The sequence below is a fragment of the Picosynechococcus sp. PCC 7002 genome (assembly GCF_963860125.1).
GTDB lineage: Bacteria > Cyanobacteriota > Cyanobacteriia > Cyanobacteriales > MRBY01 > MRBY01.
The window spans coordinates 596,444-614,838 of sequence record NZ_CAWLFA010000001.1 but is presented as its reverse complement, the minus strand read 5'-3'; the positions used below and the strand labels follow the sequence as shown (position 1 = coordinate 614,838).

The 18,395-nt window shown below is 51.8% G+C and carries 18 protein-coding genes; 4 read left to right on the top strand and 14 right to left on the bottom strand.

Annotation, left to right across the window (positions count from 1 at the left end):
- Window positions 1-33 precede the first annotated feature (33 nt).
- Together AACQ84_RS02970 and AACQ84_RS02965 are read left to right on the top strand one after the other, a co-directional pair.
- The gene (locus AACQ84_RS02970; RefSeq protein ID WP_012306217.1) at window positions 34-477 is read left to right on the top strand and encodes a VOC family protein; all 444 of its coding nucleotides are present in this window, start codon (window positions 34-36) and stop codon (window positions 475-477) included.
- A gap of 382 nt (window positions 478-859) precedes the next feature.
- A complete protein-coding gene (locus AACQ84_RS02965; RefSeq protein WP_012306216.1) occupies window positions 860-2,635 on the top strand; it encodes a TolC family protein in 1,776 nt (591 codons plus the stop codon).
- A gap of 3 nt (window positions 2,636-2,638) precedes the next feature.
- On the opposite strand, the gene AACQ84_RS02960 is transcribed toward AACQ84_RS02965, so the two are convergent.
- Window positions 2,639-4,408: an N-acetylmuramoyl-L-alanine amidase gene (locus AACQ84_RS02960; RefSeq protein WP_012306215.1), complete on the bottom strand. Its 1,770-nt coding sequence runs from the start codon at window positions 4,406-4,408 to the stop codon at window positions 2,639-2,641.
- 73 nt (window positions 4,409-4,481) lie between these two features.
- On the bottom strand, window positions 4,482-5,756 hold the full coding sequence (locus tag AACQ84_RS02955) for a glutamate-5-semialdehyde dehydrogenase (protein ID WP_012306214.1): 1,275 nt from the start codon (window positions 5,754-5,756) through the stop codon (window positions 4,482-4,484).
- Window positions 5,757-6,016: 260 nt separating this feature from the next.
- Here AACQ84_RS02955 and AACQ84_RS02950 point away from each other — a divergent pair, with 260 nt between their 5' ends.
- Window positions 6,017-6,214, top strand: a complete 198-nt coding sequence (locus AACQ84_RS02950; RefSeq protein ID WP_012306213.1) for a hypothetical protein — start codon at window positions 6,017-6,019, stop codon at window positions 6,212-6,214.
- Between the two features lie 83 nt (window positions 6,215-6,297).
- On the opposite strand, the gene AACQ84_RS02945 is transcribed toward AACQ84_RS02950, so the two are convergent.
- The 6 genes from AACQ84_RS02945 to AACQ84_RS02920 all read right to left on the bottom strand — a co-directional run bounded on the left by AACQ84_RS02945 (window position 6,298) and on the right by AACQ84_RS02920 (window position 13,084).
- Complete coding sequence (locus tag AACQ84_RS02945; protein WP_012306212.1) at window positions 6,298-7,491, bottom strand: homocysteine biosynthesis protein; 1,194 nt, start codon at window positions 7,489-7,491, stop codon at window positions 6,298-6,300.
- A gap of 42 nt (window positions 7,492-7,533) precedes the next feature.
- Window positions 7,534-7,683 (bottom strand): DUF2256 domain-containing protein, encoded by a 150-nt coding sequence (locus tag AACQ84_RS02940; protein ID WP_071819459.1) that lies wholly within the window; start codon window positions 7,681-7,683, stop codon window positions 7,534-7,536.
- A 62-nt stretch (window positions 7,684-7,745) separates the two neighbouring features.
- Entirely contained in the window at window positions 7,746-8,717 is a 972-nt protein-coding gene (gene sds / locus AACQ84_RS02935) for a solanesyl diphosphate synthase (RefSeq protein WP_012306211.1), read from the bottom strand.
- Window positions 8,718-8,868: 151 nt separating this feature from the next.
- Complete coding sequence (gene murI / locus AACQ84_RS02930; RefSeq protein WP_012306210.1) at window positions 8,869-9,708, bottom strand: glutamate racemase; 840 nt, start codon at window positions 9,706-9,708, stop codon at window positions 8,869-8,871.
- Between the two features lie 104 nt (window positions 9,709-9,812).
- A complete protein-coding gene (locus AACQ84_RS02925) occupies window positions 9,813-11,630 on the bottom strand; it encodes an N-acetylmuramoyl-L-alanine amidase (protein ID WP_012306209.1) in 1,818 nt (605 codons plus the stop codon).
- Between the two features lie 146 nt (window positions 11,631-11,776).
- Window positions 11,777-13,084, bottom strand: a complete 1,308-nt coding sequence (locus tag AACQ84_RS02920; protein WP_223209845.1) for a cation:proton antiporter — start codon at window positions 13,082-13,084, stop codon at window positions 11,777-11,779.
- Window positions 13,085-13,371: 287 nt separating this feature from the next.
- Between AACQ84_RS02920 and AACQ84_RS02915 the strand changes: the two genes are divergently transcribed.
- Window positions 13,372-14,247 carry a GDSL-type esterase/lipase family protein gene (locus AACQ84_RS02915; protein WP_012306207.1) on the top strand — a complete coding sequence of 292 codons (876 nt, stop codon included), beginning with the start codon at window positions 13,372-13,374 and terminating at the stop codon, window positions 14,245-14,247.
- Window positions 14,248-14,297: 50 nt separating this feature from the next.
- On the opposite strand, the gene AACQ84_RS02910 is transcribed toward AACQ84_RS02915, so the two are convergent.
- The 6 genes from AACQ84_RS02910 to AACQ84_RS02885 form a co-directional block, all read right to left on the bottom strand.
- Window positions 14,298-14,501, bottom strand: a complete 204-nt coding sequence (locus AACQ84_RS02910; protein WP_012306206.1) for a hypothetical protein — start codon at window positions 14,499-14,501, stop codon at window positions 14,298-14,300.
- A gap of 156 nt (window positions 14,502-14,657) precedes the next feature.
- Window positions 14,658-16,670 (bottom strand): ribonuclease catalytic domain-containing protein, encoded by a 2,013-nt coding sequence (locus AACQ84_RS02905; protein WP_012306205.1) that lies wholly within the window; start codon window positions 16,668-16,670, stop codon window positions 14,658-14,660.
- A 71-nt stretch (window positions 16,671-16,741) separates the two neighbouring features.
- Window positions 16,742-16,957 carry a 30S ribosomal protein S18 gene (rpsR, locus tag AACQ84_RS02900; protein WP_012306204.1) on the bottom strand — a complete coding sequence of 72 codons (216 nt, stop codon included), beginning with the start codon at window positions 16,955-16,957 and terminating at the stop codon, window positions 16,742-16,744.
- A gap of 64 nt (window positions 16,958-17,021) precedes the next feature.
- Entirely contained in the window at window positions 17,022-17,216 is a 195-nt protein-coding gene (rpmG, locus tag AACQ84_RS02895) for a 50S ribosomal protein L33 (RefSeq protein WP_012306203.1), read from the bottom strand.
- A 52-nt stretch (window positions 17,217-17,268) separates the two neighbouring features.
- Window positions 17,269-17,808: an RDD family protein gene (locus tag AACQ84_RS02890; protein ID WP_012306202.1), complete on the bottom strand. Its 540-nt coding sequence runs from the start codon at window positions 17,806-17,808 to the stop codon at window positions 17,269-17,271.
- A 65-nt stretch (window positions 17,809-17,873) separates the two neighbouring features.
- Entirely contained in the window at window positions 17,874-18,383 is a 510-nt protein-coding gene (locus tag AACQ84_RS02885; RefSeq protein WP_012306201.1) for a hypothetical protein, read from the bottom strand.
- Between the last annotated feature and the right edge of the window lie 12 nt (window positions 18,384-18,395).

Sequence of the window (18,395 nt, the reverse complement as noted above, 5' to 3'; positions counted from 1 at the left end):
GGGAAATGATCTTCGTTATGAGAAAAAATTGCCATGGGCGATCGCCTCCTGTTTCACCTTGCAATTCCGATTACTGACCCAGTTGTCGCCAAAAAATTCTATGCCGATGCCCTCGGTTGCACGGTGGGACGAGAAAATAGCGGGGCGGTGATTTTTAACTTCTTTGGTCATCAACTGGTGGCCCATGTCACCAAGGAACCCCTCCGCCCCCAAAAGAGCGTTTATCCGCGCCATTTTGGTCTAAATTTTCTCGATGAACAGGATTGGCAACAGGTCTTAAATCGGGCAGAAAACTATCAACTCCCCTTCCGCGATCGCCCCCGCCTCCGGTTTCCAGGAAAATTAACGGAACATCGTACTTTTTTCCTCGAAGATCCGTTTTTTAATCTATTGGAATTTAAATGGTATCGCCATCCAGAGGCAATTTTTGGCGGTCGAGAAATCACCGAAATTGGCGATCGCTCCGAAACTCACTAGGTTTTGCTTTGAGATTATGCGGCTTCAGTAAGTTGCATTACTGTTATTGATGCCGTTGGTCGTCAAAAAAATAAAGGGGCAAAAATCGCCCAATTTGAGCGCTTTATTTGGTGACAACATAAAAGCTTGCGGGATGCGCAGCTAACGCTTAGCAACGGCCAATGACATTCAATTACAGAAAAATTACAGGCATTCCAATAATTTGTTCCAGTTCTTCTGGTTAGATCAATTGGTTTTTGCTGGAGGATTTAGTGACAAGTAGTAGTTTAAAGTTTTTTGACTTAAACTAAGTCATTAGCTCCTAGGCCGCGCAATTTTTCCCGTTGCCAAGCTCGCTAGTGGGCAATTTTTAAACTATTTTCAGCTGGACCCTTAGAAGCTAATGTTCGCTTTTCGAGATTTTCTTACTTTCAGTACCGGTGGCCTTGTGGTTCTCTCTGGTGGTGGGGTGGCGATCGCCCAAACAACCCCGCCGCAAATCGCTACTCCAGAACCTTTCATCGGCCAGACCCCCCAGGCGCCATTGCCACCATTGGCCGCTCCTAGCGTTGAATCCCTCGATACAGCAGCCTTTTTACCGAGTCTCGGTGGTCTCAGCCAACCCACAACCCTGGCCGCTTTACCTCTACCTTCCCCAGAGCTCAATTTATCCCCGACTGCCCACCTCGGCACAATTCAAGCTCCCTCGCCGCTCCTTGCCCAGGTAGATACAACGGCGACCCCCTCCCCAACAACCGCCATTGATGTGACCCTGCCCACCGCAGAGACAAACCAGACGATTCCCCTTGTGCAACCCTTACCGCCGGATCGGGTGATTAATGAAGATCTAAATCAGCTCCTAGAGCCCATCGATAATCCGGCAGTGACAGTCCCCCAGGAGGCCACGGCGGTGACGACTGACAATGTTGTTGACCTCACCCTAGAAGAAACGATTCGTCTGGCCCTAGAGCGCAATGAAACGCTCCAGGAAGCCCGTCTGAACTACGACCGATCAGAGGAACTGGTGCGAGAGGCGATCGCCGCCGAATACCCAAATCTCAGCAACCAGGTTGACATTACCCGCACCGATAGCGCCAACGGAGAACTCCAGGCCCGACGGCTGGGGGGAGACAACAATGCCACCACAGCGATCAATGGTCGTCTCGAAGTCAGCTATGACATCTATACCGGGGGGCGTCGCTCTGCCCAAATTGAAGCAGCCCAGACCCAATTGCAAATTGCTGAACTAGACATCGAGCGCCTCACCGAAGAAACTCGTCTAGCCGCTGCGGTGAACTATTACAATCTCCAGAGTGCCGACGCCCAGGTGGTTATCGAGCAAAGTTCGGTGTTTGATGCCACCCAGAGTTTACGGGATGCCACCCTACTAGAACAGGCAGGCTTGGGCACAAAATTTGATGTGTTGCGGGCCGAGGTCGAACTCGCTAGTGCCCAACAGCGGCTCACCAGGGCTGAAGCCACCCAAAGAACCGCCCGGCGTCAACTGGCTCAACTGCTGAGTTTGGAACCGACCATCGATCCCCGCACCGCCGATGAGATTAACCTCGCTGGAAGATGGGAAATTTCTTTAGAAGAAACCATTGTCCTGGCATTGCAAAACCGCCAAGAATTGCGCCAGCAGCTCCTCCAGCGGGAAGTTGATGGTTACCAGGAACGGATTGCATTGGCTGCCGTTCGACCTTTAGTCAGCGTTTTTGCGAATTATGATGTCTTGGAAGTGTTTGATGATAGCCTTGGCCCCGCCGATGGGTTAACGGTTGGGGCCCGGATGCGTTGGAATTTCTTTGATGGGGGTGCAGCGGCCGCCCGGGCAAATCAAGAGCAAGTTGATCAGGCGATCGCCGAAAATCGTTTTGCTAACCAAAGAAACCAAATTCGCCTGGCGGTGGAAACGGCCTACTATGACTTTGAAGCCAGCGAACAAAACATCACGACGGCAGCCGCCGCAGTCACTTTAGCAGAAGAAAGTTTACGCCTGGCTCGTCTGCGCTTTAATGCAGGGGTCGGCACCCAAACCGATGTAATCTCTGCCCAAACGGGTCTGAATACGGCCCGGGGGAACTATCTTCAGGCAGTCACCGATTACAATCGTGCCTTTGCCCAACTGAAACGGGAAGTCGGTTTAGGGGATGCGGTGATTGCCCCGGCGGCTCCCTAGGGATTATTGAGCGATCGCCTTGGTTTGCAGCCAGGTTTCAACTGCCGTGGCGATCGCCCCGGCGAGTTCTTCCTGGGCCTGGGGATCGGTAATCCACTCAAACTCCGTGGGATTAATCATAAAACCCAACTCCATCAAAACCGCCGGAGCTTCCTGGGGCCGGGTTAGGGCTAGGTTATTCCAAAAGACACCATAACTGGGACGGCCTAACTGCGTCGTTAAGTCGTCGTGGAGAAACTGCGCCAGGTCATGGGCCTGGGGATGGTACCAAAACATCCCGATTCCCGCCGTATTTTCCGCGTCCCCCGCATCGGGCAGAGCGTTGTAATGGACAGACAGGGCCAAAGTGGGCTGGAGGTCGCGAATCGCGGCCTGGCGATCGCCTAGGGATAAATCTTGATCCGTGGTACGGCTGAGGATCACTTCCGCGCCCTTGGCTTCCAGTTGTTTTTGAATTTTTTGGGAAATGAGCAAATTAATTGCTTTTTCAGGGTAGCCCGTTGGCCCCAAGGCACCGGATTCAGCCCCCCCATGGCCAGGATCGAGCCAAATGGTCGCGCCCCGGAGCGAATTCCCCTGGAGTTGTGGCGGGTGGCGGAGGGACAAAATTAAATTGCTGCCTTCATAACGCAGTGAATGGCCCCATTGTTGGTCTGTTTTGAGGCGGAAATCATAGCGGATCGTTTCTGGATCAAGCTGTGCCCAGTCGAGGCGGCGGATAATTGGACTGTCATCTAGATAAATGGTGTCAGTTTGGGCGATCGCCTGGTGGAGGGTCAGGCTAAAGGTGTCGTCATTTTGACTGACGGTAACTGGTACGGGTCTTTGGAGGGGAAAAATAACGTTTGTTTCCGTGGCGGTGGTTTGCGATCGCAGGCTGCGAATCAATGTCGTCGGCGTCACTGCACCCTGGATCGGTGTGGTCTCCGAAGCGCGAATCCAAGCGCCATAGTCTAAACGCAACCAATCCCCTTCTTTGCCAGTAACCAGGGCCTGGGTTCCCTGGGGCAAGGGCGTGAGGCGGGAAAAATTGGTACTGGGGCCTGTGCGGGCCACCCCTGCTAAACTGGTGACGGCGATCGCCTCAGTATTTTGGGTGTCTAAAATTTCGATGCGACCGGGGCTGGTGGCGGTGCTGGTTTGCCCCTGGACATTCATCTGGTAACGGGCTTGGCCGAGGTTCCCGCCTTGGGTAAAGCGCTGACAGCCCCCGTAGGTTCCCGTAAAAACTTCGGCAGGAGCTTCATTCTCTAGGGTTAAGACGGCGGCATTGCTGGGGAGCGTCACCGTGGTCTGGGGTTGTAGGGAAAAAGATTTTCCGCCGAGGGCAACCCTAACTTGGGCTTGGGCTGGCCCCTGGACTTGGAAACAAATTGTCTCGTCGGCTTGCCGGGCAATATCCACCGCCGGGAAAGGGGCTTCGAGTTGGTTGGGCGGCATTGTATTGTTCGCCAAACGCTCAACGGTGAGGGTTTTTGTTTCCGTCTGTCCCGAAGGCTGACGATAGGTCAGGGTGATTTGGTTTTGACCCACCGCCAAGGGCAAACTGGGAGCAAAATGGCCAAAGTCACTCCGGGTAATCGGTTGACCATTGATCGCCACGGTGCCCGCCGCTGGGGCTGAGCCAATCAAGAAAATCTGGGCGGCGCTGGTTTGGTGATTGTTTGGGGGGTAGACCAATTGGAGGCGATCGCTTTGGCGGGGAAACTGGGCGATCGCCGGAAAGGTCAGGGCCACGGCAATACCAGAACTGAGGGCGATCGCTTTAAACATAAATCTTGTCCTTAACTTTTTAAGCTTACAAAGGCCATCTCCATCGAGACAGCGTTCTTTGAGGCGTTGAAACCTAGAGGGTACTATCCCCCTGAACCACCTGTTTAATGGTCGTAAAACTTTCGAGGCCAATTAAACCCCGGCGATTTCCCTTTTGGTTCGAGACCCCAAGAAATACCGAATCGCTCCCCAAGGGATGACGCGAAAAACAAGGGGAGGCATTGATATAGATCAAGGCACTATCGAGTCCCATGGAAAATTGCCGACTTTCATGGTAGGACTCCGTGACAATACAATCAGCATGGCCACCGGAGTTGCAATTAATTTCAGTGATGGCTGCGGCCAGATCCGGCACCCGTTTAAACGCCACAATTTTTTCCAAATAAGCCTGCTGCCATTCTTCTTCGGTACCGATGGGGGCGAGGTGTTCAGGAAATTCTTCGACGAGGGACGCATCTCCCCGTAGCTCAAAGTCTTGTTCTTGGAGGGATTTAAACAGACTAATTAAATGGGATGTTTTTTGCTCAGGACACACCAGGACTTTTTCGATGGCATTGACGGCATCGGGTTCGTAATTATGGCTGTCTTGGATCACCCAACTGGCCAATTCCAGATCACCGCTGGGGGCGAGGTAGAGGTAGCAATTGCCTACGGTGGTTCTCAGGACAGGGGTGGTGGCATGTTGCACCACCTGTTGAATCATGTTGGGACGGCCATAGGGAATGATCAGGTTCAAGTAGCGATCCTGGGCCACTAGCTGTTGTACGGTACAACCTTCCTCAGAAGAGAGAGATTCTAAACAGCCTGCGGGTAAACCCTGGTCAGCAAGGGCCGTTTGCATAATCTCAGCGATCAGATGATTGGTATGGCTGGCATCACCGCAACCGCGAATCACGAGGCTATTGGCTGTCTTTAAACAAAGTCCAGCGGCGATCGCCCCTAATTCGGGCAAGGCTTCATGGATCAGACAAATCACCCCCAGGGGCATCCGTTGGGAATAGGTCTGGTAACCGCTAATTTGATAGGTCGCATTTTTCACCCGTTGCAGCGGATCGGGTAGTTTTGGCAGTTGACGCAGCAGACGCACTGTTTTTTGCAGCCGTTCGGGGGTCAACTTTAACCAATCCAGAATCAGCTTCGGCACGGCCATTTCGCGGCTGGCCTCTAAATCCTTGGTATTCGCTTCGAGGATGACGGAAATATTGGCCTCTAGGGCGGTGGCGATCGCCTCAATACCCAGATGACGTTCACTACCTTTGAGTAACTCTAGTTCTAGGGAAGCCTGATGGGCCCGCTGCAAGGCTGCCGTAATCGGATCACTGCTCTCTAACGGGGGAGTAGATGCCATTTGATTACCCATGAAGTCCCAATGTACTCGCGAAAGTTTGCGTAAAGCCTCACCAGATCATACTGATTGCCCTAGGGGATCGCAAGAACCTGCCAGCTAGCAAGGTTGCTTTCTCCCAACTTTTTTGTCAAAAAGGCCAGTTGCTCTTATTAAAATATGTTTTCTGTATCAAATTTTACAGAAAATAAAATATAATGAGGTAGAGAACAAAGCATAAAACACAAATCCCCCGTGTTTCGCGGTCGGTCAGGAGCAAAACCATGAGAACCCAACAACAAGCCCGTGCATTAATGATGCGCCATCACCACGCCATTAAAAATCGTCAAATGTCCCTCCTGAACCGTTCTGCCACAGAAATCGGCATGGCACCAGAAGGAGACTATCAAGGCACGATCCAAGGTAAACTCCCTCGTCAAGTGCGTGCGGACTATGGCCCTAGTCATGCCACCATGAGCTAACGAAATTTACTGGGAAAATTCTGTTTTCTAAAAAATGATCGATGGTCACCGCCGTTTCAGGATGGTGGCTTTTTTCGTCGGTATTACAAACGCTGGCTCCATTGGTCTTGGGACAAAAAGGGGCGATCGCCACTGATGGTCGCCACGGGTTCGGTGAGGGTAAAATCTCCGGCTTGAATCCATTGTTTGAGGGTTTCTGCCACTTGATCCGCGAGATATAGACTTGTGACCGGAGCAACTTTTACGGTTTTTCCCTCAATGGTTAATTTCCCGGTTTTGAGCTGGCCATAGCTCACCAAACCAAAGGTGGGCCGCACCCGGCGCGGAATCGAAAAATCCATCACCGGGGCGACAATTTCTTTATCTTGGACAGCACAGTGGGCGATGACTTCCTCATGGAGAACTGGCAGGGGCACCCCCACACCCAACATTAAAGAAGGGCCGTACTTGGTGAAATAACAACCCCGTACCCACTTGGGGTCCATTTGTTTTGCGTCGCCGATCAAGGCCAAAGTGGAGGCTGGCCCCAGGGGTGTGCGATTGCCCAGACGTTTCTGGAGGGGAAAATGCTGGGTGCCTTCCCAGGCCACGTAACCAATACCGCCCCCCAAGAAAATTTTGCTGCCGACCCCGATCAACTCTAAATCTGGGTCATTTAACAAAGGAGAAATTGCTCCAGCACAGGCATAGACGGCATTTCCCAAATGGGGCTGGAGGGGGCCGAGGTAAGTATAGAGGGGGCGATCGCCACCGTTAACGCCCACAATAAAATTTTGATAAAGATTGCGGGGATTGAACAGATAAAACTGATTAATTTGATCTTTCGTGAGGGTATTGTCCCAGGTAGCGCGCGGATAACAATCGGTCACATGGCCTAGGGCATGGAGATGGACGGTTTTACCTGCGATCAGATCTTCAATGACATGGCCGCCGCCTTTCTGGGAGAGGGGGCGATCGCCAATTTCCGCCGCTTCATTTTCCAGGGGGTCTTCCATCATGGTCGCCCCTAGGTAAATATCCACCGCCCCCAGGCCAGGATAAGCGGGCACCCCATTAAGCCAACATTTGCGAATTTTAATGGGGGGATCCGTATGGCCCAGGTTGAGCATTGCCCCCGAAGATTCCATCGGCTCAAAGGTACCTGTGGTCACCACATCAACGGTTTCAGCAATTTTTTTGATGCCCCATTCCGCCACCCGTGCTTTTACTTCAGACACCGTCCAGACAACGGCCTGGTGGGCGAGAATCTTTTCGTTGATGCTGGCGATCGTTCTCATGGTTGAACAGAGGGAAGCGTACCCTTTCATCCTAGGAGAAAATTACCCTTGGTTACGCCGCCGCCGGCACCGCTCCGAACAATATTTCACGTCATCCCAGCATTTTTCCCATTTTTTGCGCCAGGTAAACGGCAGTCCGCAAACGGTGCAAGTTTTTGTCGGGAGATCGGCTTTTTTACGCTGTCGTGCCATGGTCAATCATTGCAACTGGATGTCGCCTTGTTTCAGGTTGCTTTTTTACTTCAGGGTGCGGCCTAATACATCCGGCCCAAAACGTAGTCAATGAGATCCGTGAGGGCATCTTTGGAGGGAGACGGATCTAGGCACTCTAAACTGTGGCGAGCCAATTGACCGTGATGGGCCGCAAGTTCTTTAGCGCGACTGATCCCATTACTGTTGCGCACAATTTCGAGGGCTTTTTCGGGGTCGCCGTTTTCGGCAAATTCCCGCTCGATCAGTTGGGTCAGGTTGGGATGCTCTTCCATGGCAAACAGGGCTGGGGCGGTAATGTGGCCGCCGATCAGATCGGATCCGGCGGGTTTCCCCAGAACATCAGTAGAGCCGGTGAAGTCGAGAATGTCATCGACAATTTGGAAGGCCAAGCCTAAATTGCGGCCATAGTCGTAGAGGCGATCGCCAATTTCTGGGTCAACCTCACTGAGAACAGCCGCCGCTTTGGCACTATTGCCAATCAATGACGCTGTTTTGTAATAGGATTTTTCGATGTAAATTTCGAGGTTCATTCCGGTGTCGAAGCGGTTCAGCCCCTGTTGAATTTCCCCTTCGGCGAAGTCTTTGATCACCTCAGAGAGCAATTTCACCACGGTGAGATTATCTAAATTCGCGAGATACCACGAGGACTGGGCAAAGAGAAAGTCTCCGGCCAAAACCGCGATGCGATTGTCAAAGAGACTGTTCACGGTGGGCACACTCCGGCGCAGGGCCGCTTCATCAACCACATCGTCGTGGACAAGGCTCGCCGTGTGAATCATTTCGGTGATTTCTGCCAGGCGACGGTGCCGCTGGGTCAAGGGGCGATCGCCTAGGGTTGCCCGGGAGGCCAAAAGCACAATGGCGGGTCGAACTCGTTTCCCCCCCGCAGAAAACAGATGCTCTGCCGCGGCCCCCAAAATCGGATGTCGGGCGCTAATTAGCCGCGTCAGATTTTCACTGAGCTCCTTGAGGTCGGCTTCGACGGGAGAAAAAAGGGTAGTCGCTGAAATCATTATTAAGCCGAGGGAAACGAAATTTACGAAAATTTACATATTCTATATTGTATGGCAATGGATTCGTTTCAGCAGAAAACGGCTCTTTTTTGCGGGTCTACCCTGGCCCGATCGCTCGTAGGGACACCTGTTTCAGGCAGGCGATCGCCCTTTAGCCATTGGTGATCGAAAGGGGCGATGCATTCATAATTAGGTTTTTTAAGTCTACTTGTTCCACTAGGGGCTGATGTCCAAGCCATCCCTTCGCCGATTGGGCAAACTGGTCTGGGCAACCGCTCACCGCAAAGCGGGTTGGTAATGGTGACTGGGGATTTTTCCAACCCATCAATTCCAATTCCTGTTCCGTGGCACTGACCACATATTCCGCCGGATCGACACAAATCACATGGCTCGGCAAAATTGATTGAATTACCCCAGACAAGTGGCGATAGTGGGTACACCCATAAACCAGGGTATCAATGCCCTGTTCGAGGAGTGGTTGCAGACGTTTTTGGACAATGCGTTTCGTGTGGGGATCATTAATGCGATTGGCCTCAATGAGGGGGACGAATTCTGGACAGGGCATTTGCCACACCGCCGCCTCTGGGTTCGCTTCCAGAATTGCGTTTTCGTAAGCGCCGCTATTCACTGTGGCCTGGGTAGCGATCACCCCGATGCGTTTCCCTTGACTGACTGCCCCCCTTGCTCCGGGAAGAATCAGTCCTAAAACGGGGGTTTTAAATTCTGAGCGGATCACATCCAAGGCGATCGCCGAACTGGTATTACAGGCCATTACCACCATCTTCACCCCTTGGGCTTCCATCCAAGTCAGAATTTCGCGCACATATTGAATCAACTCTTCAGGTGAACGATCACCATAGGGTAATCGGGCCGTATCGGCAAAATAAATAATCGACTCTTGGGGGAGTTGTCGGTAAAGGGCTCGAAGGACGGTGATGCCCCCCAAGCCACTGTCAAAAATGCCAATGGGGTGTTGCTGTTGGTTGCCCATAGATTCTCGTTCACACCAAATAAATTAAACAAAGATTAGCGCAGTTTTAAGGTATTTGCGCTTATTTCTGTGGCGAATTACTGATTTTCTGGCAACCCCCTGGGCTAGCGCACATTGTTTTGGATATATTCCAGGATGCCAGCGGCGATCGCCTGGGCCATTTGGCTCCGAAATGCAGGATCATTCAAGCGGGGAGCATCTTCCCGACCCGTGACAAAACCTGTTTCCACGAGCACTGAAGGCATGGATGTATTACGCAATACATAAAAGCGCGCCGTTCTCACCCCCCGGTCTCGCATTTGAATCCGCCGCATAATATTGCGATGAATAGACTCGGCTAAAGTCTTCCCGGTCTGGTGATAATACACCTCTAGACCGTTCACATCAGGGCGACTCATGCTGATGGCGTTGGCATGGATACTTACGAATAAATCGGCGTTGGCATTGTTAGCCAGTTGAGTACGTCCTTCTAGGCTGACGAAATAATCCGTATCCCGGGTCATTCGGGCAGTGATGCCACTTTGTTGCAGAATTCGGGCTACTTCCTGGGAGATGGGGAGAATCACGTTTTTTTCCTGTAGGCCACCAATCCCCACAGCACCGGGATCACGACCACCATGGCCGGGGTCGATCATGACCATAATATTGCTCCGGGGCGGGCGAAAATTTGGCAGTACCGCTTGGGTTGTGGGGGGCGGTGCCGTTGGGGCCGGCGGCACAAACAGGGGGCTTGCCGTTTGGGGACGATTGAGGTCTAGGGCAAGAAACTGGGCATTGGGTTGACTGAGACTTCCAATTTGTACCCCCTCGGCGGGTTCAATCTGGACGAGCACCGTATTGGCCGTTTCCTGGCGGATGGCAATGCGGGAAATGGGACTATCTCCCCCCCACTGGGGGCCACGCACAGGTTGGGCAAGGCGGGCGTTGTTAATGCGAATTTGGTAGAAGCCGGCGTTACGATTCCAACCACCATCGGCCTGGAGGCGATCGCTGCCACGGATGACTAACTGGGTACTGTTGCGGGCAAGTTCTAGGGCTTCAACGATGGTTTGTTGGGGTTGAGCTGTGGCGACTGATTGTTGGGTGGGGACGGTGATCGCCCCGGTTTCTCTTCCCCCTAGGCTACTGGTGCCCCCATCCGGAAGCAGTACCAAACCGCCATCACCGTAGGTGGTATACAGCGCGCGCCACCGAGGGCTACCGGGTTCTAAATTTAAGGTAATGCGGGCTTCGGTACGGCTGGGTTGCTCAAATTTGATTTGGCGGACTTTGTAGCGGTTAACATCTAGGGTCTGATTTTCTAAGCTCCGGGGCAATTGCAAATCCCGCAGGGTAAAGGTAAGGCGATCGCCATCTTGGTCGGTGGTGATGCGACTACCGGGCCGGGGATCCAGGTTGACGAGGAATCCCTGTTGGGTCACCCGCACCAAGTTATTAAAAAAAGCTTCTTCTGGAGCGGCGTTACTGGGATTTCCAGGATTGGTAGAATTGTTAAAAATTTCTGGGGTACTGGGAGCTACTGGGGCCACGGGAATGAGTTCAGGTTCTGGTAAATTCACAACCCAATCCGTCGGCGATCGCCCTTCAAAACGAATTGCCTCAGGATCTAAGGTATAGCCAGGGGCTAATTCCACCACCAACCGTGTGACATCTGGCGCAAACTGACCTAGCCGTACGCTCGTAATTTTGCCGCCATAGCTGCGATTGACCGTAGAGCTTCCCAGGACAGTGCCCGGTAAATCAATCACCAAACGGCTGGGATCTGGGATCAGTTGCGCTTCGGGCTGCACCCGTTCATTGGTGCGAAACTGCAATTGACGTCGTTGGGTATTAAATTCCCAAAAGACCAATTGACCTGCCCAAGCCGGTAGTTGCCAAGTGGATAGCGTCAGTAGCGTCAGAAAAAACCAGAAAAATCTCACAGTTAAAAATCCTCGACTCACAAGGGAAAATGCCACGCCCTCAAGATATAGAACAATTCCGGTGGATAGAGATAAAACCTCTTCCTACCTTCTCCCAAGGGACGTGGGTCGCTTAGGATATGTTTCAATGGTTGCCCAAGGCTGAATTATTGTAGCTTCTCCGGCGTCTCTCCAGTGGCGATCGCCGCCTGGGGTTCCTTAAAGACCAAACGCAAAAATGGCGGTGCAATAAATGTCGTCAAGATGACCATCATAATAATTGCCGCTTCCGTCGATTCCGAGAGGGCGCCACTGGCCGAACCAACCCCTGCAAACACAAGGCCCACTTCGCCCCGGGGAATCATGCCTACCCCAATCGCCAACTTGTTCAACTGGTCTTGGCCGAAGACGGTAAAGCCCGTAATGACCTTACCGACAATTGCGACCACGATCAAAAAGGCCGCAATAATTAATCCTTCACGGTTGGCCGGAACCGCCGGGTTGAGGACGCTGAGGTCTGTTTTTGCCCCGACGCACACAAAAAAGATCGGCACAAACAAATCCGCCACCGGCAATACTTGTTCTTCTAGTTCGCCCCGTTTATCCGTTTCCGCCAAAATCAGTCCAGCCGCAAAGGCCCCAAGAATCGCTTCCAGTTGGATCACCGTCGCAATGTAGGACAGCACAAAGGCAAAAACAACGGATACGGTTAACAATTGGCCTCTGGTTTTCATCCCATCCACCAAACTGACAAATAAAGGACTCAGGAGGCGACCGACAATAATCGCACCAATGAGAAACGCCCCAGCACTCACAATGAGCCAGATAGTGCTGACAACCTGCACTTCTCCTGTTTTCGCCAAGCTTGCAACCACAGCGAGGACAATAATGCCGAGGACATCATCGAGTACAGCCGCGCCAATGATAATTTGTCCTTCTTTGGTGGTCAGTTGACCCAATTCTGCTAGCACCTTCGCGGTAATCCCGATACTGGTTGCCGTGAGGGCTGCCCCCGCAAAAATCGCTGGCACTGTACTGAGATGGAATAAAAAGACTAAACCTGCTGTCCCTGCAGCAAAAGGTGCCACAACCCCAACCACGGCGACAATGGCGGCTTGGGGGCCAACTTTAATCAATTCTTGTAGATCCGATTCAAGACCAATTTCAAACAGAAGGATAATGACCCCTAGTTCTGCGAGGACAGAAATTACTTCGCTTTGGGTGGCAAACACTGCCGGGGCTGCCTCTGGACTTAAACCGGCTGTATTTTGCAGAAATTGCATCAGTAGTGATTGGGACGCTTCGATGCCCCCTTCTGGAAAGACCAGTAAACTCAGGGCAGATACGCCCACCAATACTCCGCCGACTAATTCGCCCAGTACTGGGGGGAGATTGATGCGGGAACAAAGCTCTCCGCCCACTTTACTCGCAAAGTAGATGACCACAAGGCTCAGTAGCACCGCAGCCAGAATCATGGAGGGTTCCGCTGCTTCACTAGCGGGGGGCGCATTGAGAAGGAACGATTGAAAATACGGCATGAATTTTTGATTACAAGGTAACGACAAGCGTAGGGACCAAAGTTGTCCGGGGAGGTTTGGCTTCGGTCAAAAAACGGGGCAGAATAACCAGAGGCTTCCTGGTCGCGTTTTACCAGATTAATGTAACAAACCCCTGAGTCATTAAAGGGTTTATTCTTAACGGATTTATCGGCAACTTTTCGTTTTGGGACAATAATTAGAAGGTGTTTGCCCTGGAAATTGCCATGTCAGAACCGTTATTTTTAGTTGCGAATTTATTATGCCGAACGCCGACTGCTGTTCATTCGGTCAAGGCGATCGCCCCTCAAACCTGTGTCCAAAGGGCAAGCAATCCAACGGCCACCAACCTTTGGGCAACGGCGACACCGCAATATTTAGCGAGCCCTCGCTTTCGTTCCGGGGCGCAACTCTATACTTTTCGTCTCAATGCTTTATTACGGGGACAGATCCAAACTGCCCTTAAGGCAGGGGCAAGTACCCGGCTATGGACAAATGGCGCGCCCCAACCCACCTATCAGCAGTGGCAACAGCTCCTGAGCCAAGAAGTGCACTTGGCGGCCCAATATCAAGGGCGGCAGTCCCTCGGCATTTTGTTGGGGGATTCCCTGAGCCTCTGGTTTCCCAATGACCTTTTACCGGCTTCTAAAATTTGGTTAAACCAAGGGATTTCAGGTGAAAATACGAGTCAAATCCTGGCGCGCCTCGGAACGCTTCATGGCCTCCAGGCAGACACGATTTATCTCATGGCCGGAGTCAATGATCTCAAGCAGGGAGTTTCTGAGACGACGGTACTGAATAATCTGCGGGCAATCATTCGTCAATTGCGCTGCCAACATCCTGAGTCAGTGATCGTCGTACAGTCCCTTTTACCCACGAATCACGGTTATTTACGCAAAGACCGGGCCATTCGTATTAATCAACAACTCCAGGCGATCGCCTCCCAAGAAGGTGTCAACTACCTCAATCTTTATCCTTTATTCACCGACGCTAATGGTGGACTCCGGTCGGAGCTAACCACCGATGGCCTCCACTTGAGCGATGCTGGCTATGCTCAATGGCAGGGAGCTTTACAACGCCTAGAAGATTGTTTGGCCCAATGATTTTTAGGAGTTAAACCCGATAAGATTCCGAGCATCATCCCTAGATTTTTTTAGGCAATTTGGCGGGAAGCCAATTTTTCCAAGTGGAGTTGGGATTCATGGAGCAACTGATGCCGACCATCCTGGGGATGTTCTAGGGAAGGCACGAGATTCTTCGCCTGGAGTGCCATATGGAGTTGCAGTTGGGCCACGTATTCACCCATCTCTTCTGCCCAGGGATTGACTTGATTCTTTGTCGAGTAAATAGCAGTCATTGCTTTCACAGTTGTTCGAAAACATTTCAAGTTCGCTGGCTATGAGGTTACCATGCCCAGGAGAAACAACGGACGCCCTCCAGAGAACTGCAATATTTCTCAATAGGGAACCCGCAGAGTCTGTTATAAATCTTGATGTTTTGTCGGCTTTTGATCCTAGGAAGCCGCCGCAATCTCTGTTTCGAGCAGTTCCCGGAAGCGAATTTCATCTTTATGGGGATCGGCTTGGCTTACTTTTACTTCCAGGCGATCGCCTAAGGCAACGGCCCGTTCAAAGCGATGGGGCAGTTCTAGGCCCAGTTCTTCCAGGAGAATAATGCCTAACTTTTCATCTTCCCGGAGCCAGCGTAGGACTAACCCTTGCCACACTTGATCCGCATTACGACGTAAGTATTCGAGGCTCCAATAGCGGTTGGTTTGGCGCTCTACATGGACGGCTTCCTGACTGGAAGTGACAACGCTGTAGAGAATTTCCTTGAGTTCATCCACCGAGAAAGGCAGTTCATCCCCCCGCAGATGGGCCTTGATTTGAAAATGGGCCAACAGGTCAGTGTAACGACGAATGGGGGACGTGACTTGGATATAGGAGTCTAACCCCAAACTGGCATGGCGTACAGGATTGGTGCCCATTTCACTGCGGGGCATACAACGCCTTACCGCACAGGCGCGCACAGGCCCGGCGGGTAATAATAACAGTTCCTCTTGGGGGGGCAGTTCTGGTTGGGGTTGTCCCCGGAAAGGCAGGGGTAAACCATGGGTACGCCCGTAATGGCCTGCCACTTCGCCAGCGAGGATCATCATTTCAGCGACCAGTTCCCGGGACATGGAGGCATGGAGGACTTCGATGAAAATGTTTTCGTCCTGCACCTTAATGGAGGCTTCTGGCATCTTAATACTGATGGAGCCTTGGGCATCCCGCCACTTTCGGCGTTTGTGGGCAAAATCCGCGAGGAGGGCGATTTCTGATTCGGCCTGGATCCGCAGATGGAGCATTTCGTCCACATCGTCATAGGTCAGGCGATAGGTGGGCTTCACCCAACTGGGGGTAATTTCATAATCGGCGATCGCCCCATTTTCTGTGAGCAAAACCCCAAAACTGAGGGCGGCACAGACCTGACCTTGGCGTAAGCTCATCGGCCCCGTCGCCAGCTCTTCCGGGAACATGGAGATCATCCCCGTGGGTAAATAGAGGCTGGTACTACGACGCCGGGCTTCTAGATCGAGTTCATCCCCAGGGCTTAACAAGCGGGTGGGATCCGCGATGTGAATCCAAACTTTATGGAGACCGTCTTCTAGGGTTTCGATACTGAGGCCATCGTCAATTTCTGAGGTACTCTCATCGTCAATGGTGTAGGTCTTGAGATGGGTTAAATCGAGACGGTTCCCCTCATCGGTATCACCGGGCGAGGCTGACAGGCGGGCATGGGACACATCGAGTACCTTCTGAGAAAATTTTCTGGGGTAACCGCTCCGGAGGAGAGCAAGATTTTCGTGGAAACTCCACCAGCCAAGGGAGACCAAGAGGCGGAAAGCCTGTTCTGTCGTGGGCGATCGCCCCAGCATTTCGAGGAGGTCGTGGGCGGCTCTGGCTGACTGCTCCGGGTAGAGGACAAATTTTTCTAGGCTTTCGAAACGTTGCCGATCACTGTCTTCCCAGGTTACTGTTTCTCCGGCGATCACCTGGTTAACCCGCTGTAAAAATTCCGTTTTTTCACGTTCTTTCTGAGCTTCAACTTCTAGCTGATGCTGAATTTCGCGAACCTGCGCCTCTGCACGGGGTTCGTAGTAATCCCCTTTGCGTTTGAAGAAAATCTTATCTTCCGCCAGCATCAGATGACAGGCATAACATTGCTGGGGCGTTTTGGCCGAAAACAAGAGTTGCGCGAGGGATTCTGGGGTTGCCGGTTCCGAGGCTTCAACGAGAAACTCCCAGGCGACGGCCAGATTGTCGGGATCAACTAATGCCTGACTCTCTGTGAAAAAGCTGGGGATCTCAGTTGGATCGTAGGGGGAACCCGCCACGGTGTATTCAACCCTTTGGGGACGCAGCTTATGGGATTGCCCCCGTCCATCGATTACGATCCAATCTTTTTTTCCTTCAGGACGCTCAGCGACAGCAAGTACTCGTTCTCCCTGTAGCCGAAACTCAATCAGTTGTCCTTTTTCCACCAGCTTTGTTGCCTAACGCGACTATACAAGAGCAATCCTAAACTCAACACCTAGAATTGCTTGGCATCACTTTAGCCTTCTTTGTTGATGAAGGGCAACAGGGCCAGCATCCGTGCCCGCTTAATGGCGGTATTGACATCCCGTTGTTGACGCGCTGTTAAGCCGGTGATCCGACGGGGTAAAATTTTGCCGCGCTCGGTGATGAATTTGCGGAGGAGTTCGACATCTTTGTAATCGATCGGCTGGCTAGGAGGAATCGGAGAAAGACGTTTACGGTAGTAGGCCATGGTTAATAAATAACGTTAAAAAATAAAAAATTTGTCGATAAAATTTCAGTGGTAAAGGAATTACCTACTTAATTTCTTTGTGGACAGTGTGCGCGTTGCAGTGGGGGCAGAATTTTTTGATTTCGAGCCGCCCGGTGGTGTTCCGACGGTTTTTGCTAGTGGTATAGCGGGAAACGCCATTGGAGCGCTTGTTGGTATTGGTGCGACATTCGGTGCATTCCACGGTGATGGTAATGCGGACGCCTTTTTTGCTTGCCATAATTTTTTACTAGATTAGCGGTTGTGGATCGCTAAGGTTTACACACAAATTTCTATTTTTGCATATTTTGTCTTAGCTCGGCAAGGATTTGTTTGAGACGTAAATCTAGGGAAAAACCGCGCTGGGTTTGGATCATATAGGTTTCGGCGATGCGATCGTGGAAGGCTTGGTTGAATTCTTCGTCGGCGATCGCCACGCCACAGGAGGCCAACAGGGGAGAGATTAACAAAATCAAAGAAATGCCGTTTCCCATCAGAAAAAAACTTTGGATCCCATACATGGCAAGCATGGCGGCAAACCCTAAAATGCCTTCTCGTTTGCTGAGGTTGATAATTTCTGGCACTCGGTAACGGATGTCGATGACTTTGATATCAAAGGCCCAACTGCCCAGGCTTTGACCCTGGTTACGGCTGACGAGAAAGACCCGCAGGCCAAACCAGACGACGAGAAAAACCAACCACTGTAGGGTTAAGCCCCCTAAGCCACTGACAATCCAAGCGACGATAAAATCCACAAAAAAAGCCCAAAAGCGTCTGTCTAGGGGGACTTTTGGGAAACGGCGGACGGGACGGTAATCTTCTTCGTCATACATAGGCGGGAAATCGGGCAAAGACGGATTGCTTTTATTGTAGAGGGTCAGGGAAACGGGGATGCGGCTTATCGAGGGAGTTGTTGCGATCGCCAACCCTGGGGATTTTTTTCGAGCAATCGCCAGGTTTTTCCTTCCGGTTGCCGTTGGAGATAAACCTCAAAGGGATTGCGGCGACGATTTTCTGTGCGCTGGGAAGGAAAATTCAGTACCACATCATAGGTGCCCTGGAGGTGATAAACCGGCAGTGCCTGGAGAAAAAAAGAATCGAGCTTTTTGACCTGGATATTTTTCAGTTCCAAGTTGGGCGGCGGCGCATTAATGGTCTGGCTCAGTTGTTGGTAATGGCTTCTAAGTTTGGTGGCGATCGCCCGTTGGATCACCTCACCGTCCGGGGCAAATTCCCGGGGGGCCTCCGTCCCAGTACAACCCCAAAGATTGAGTAAAATGACACCGAAAATGACAAGCTGCCCCAGACGTTTCCACAAGGGCCTTACTTTTTGGAAGATTGGTAACTCTGGCGCATGGTTTGTCGCCGCACCAAGGAAAACTTTATCTGTACACTGGGGAAATGTCACAATAGCAATTGT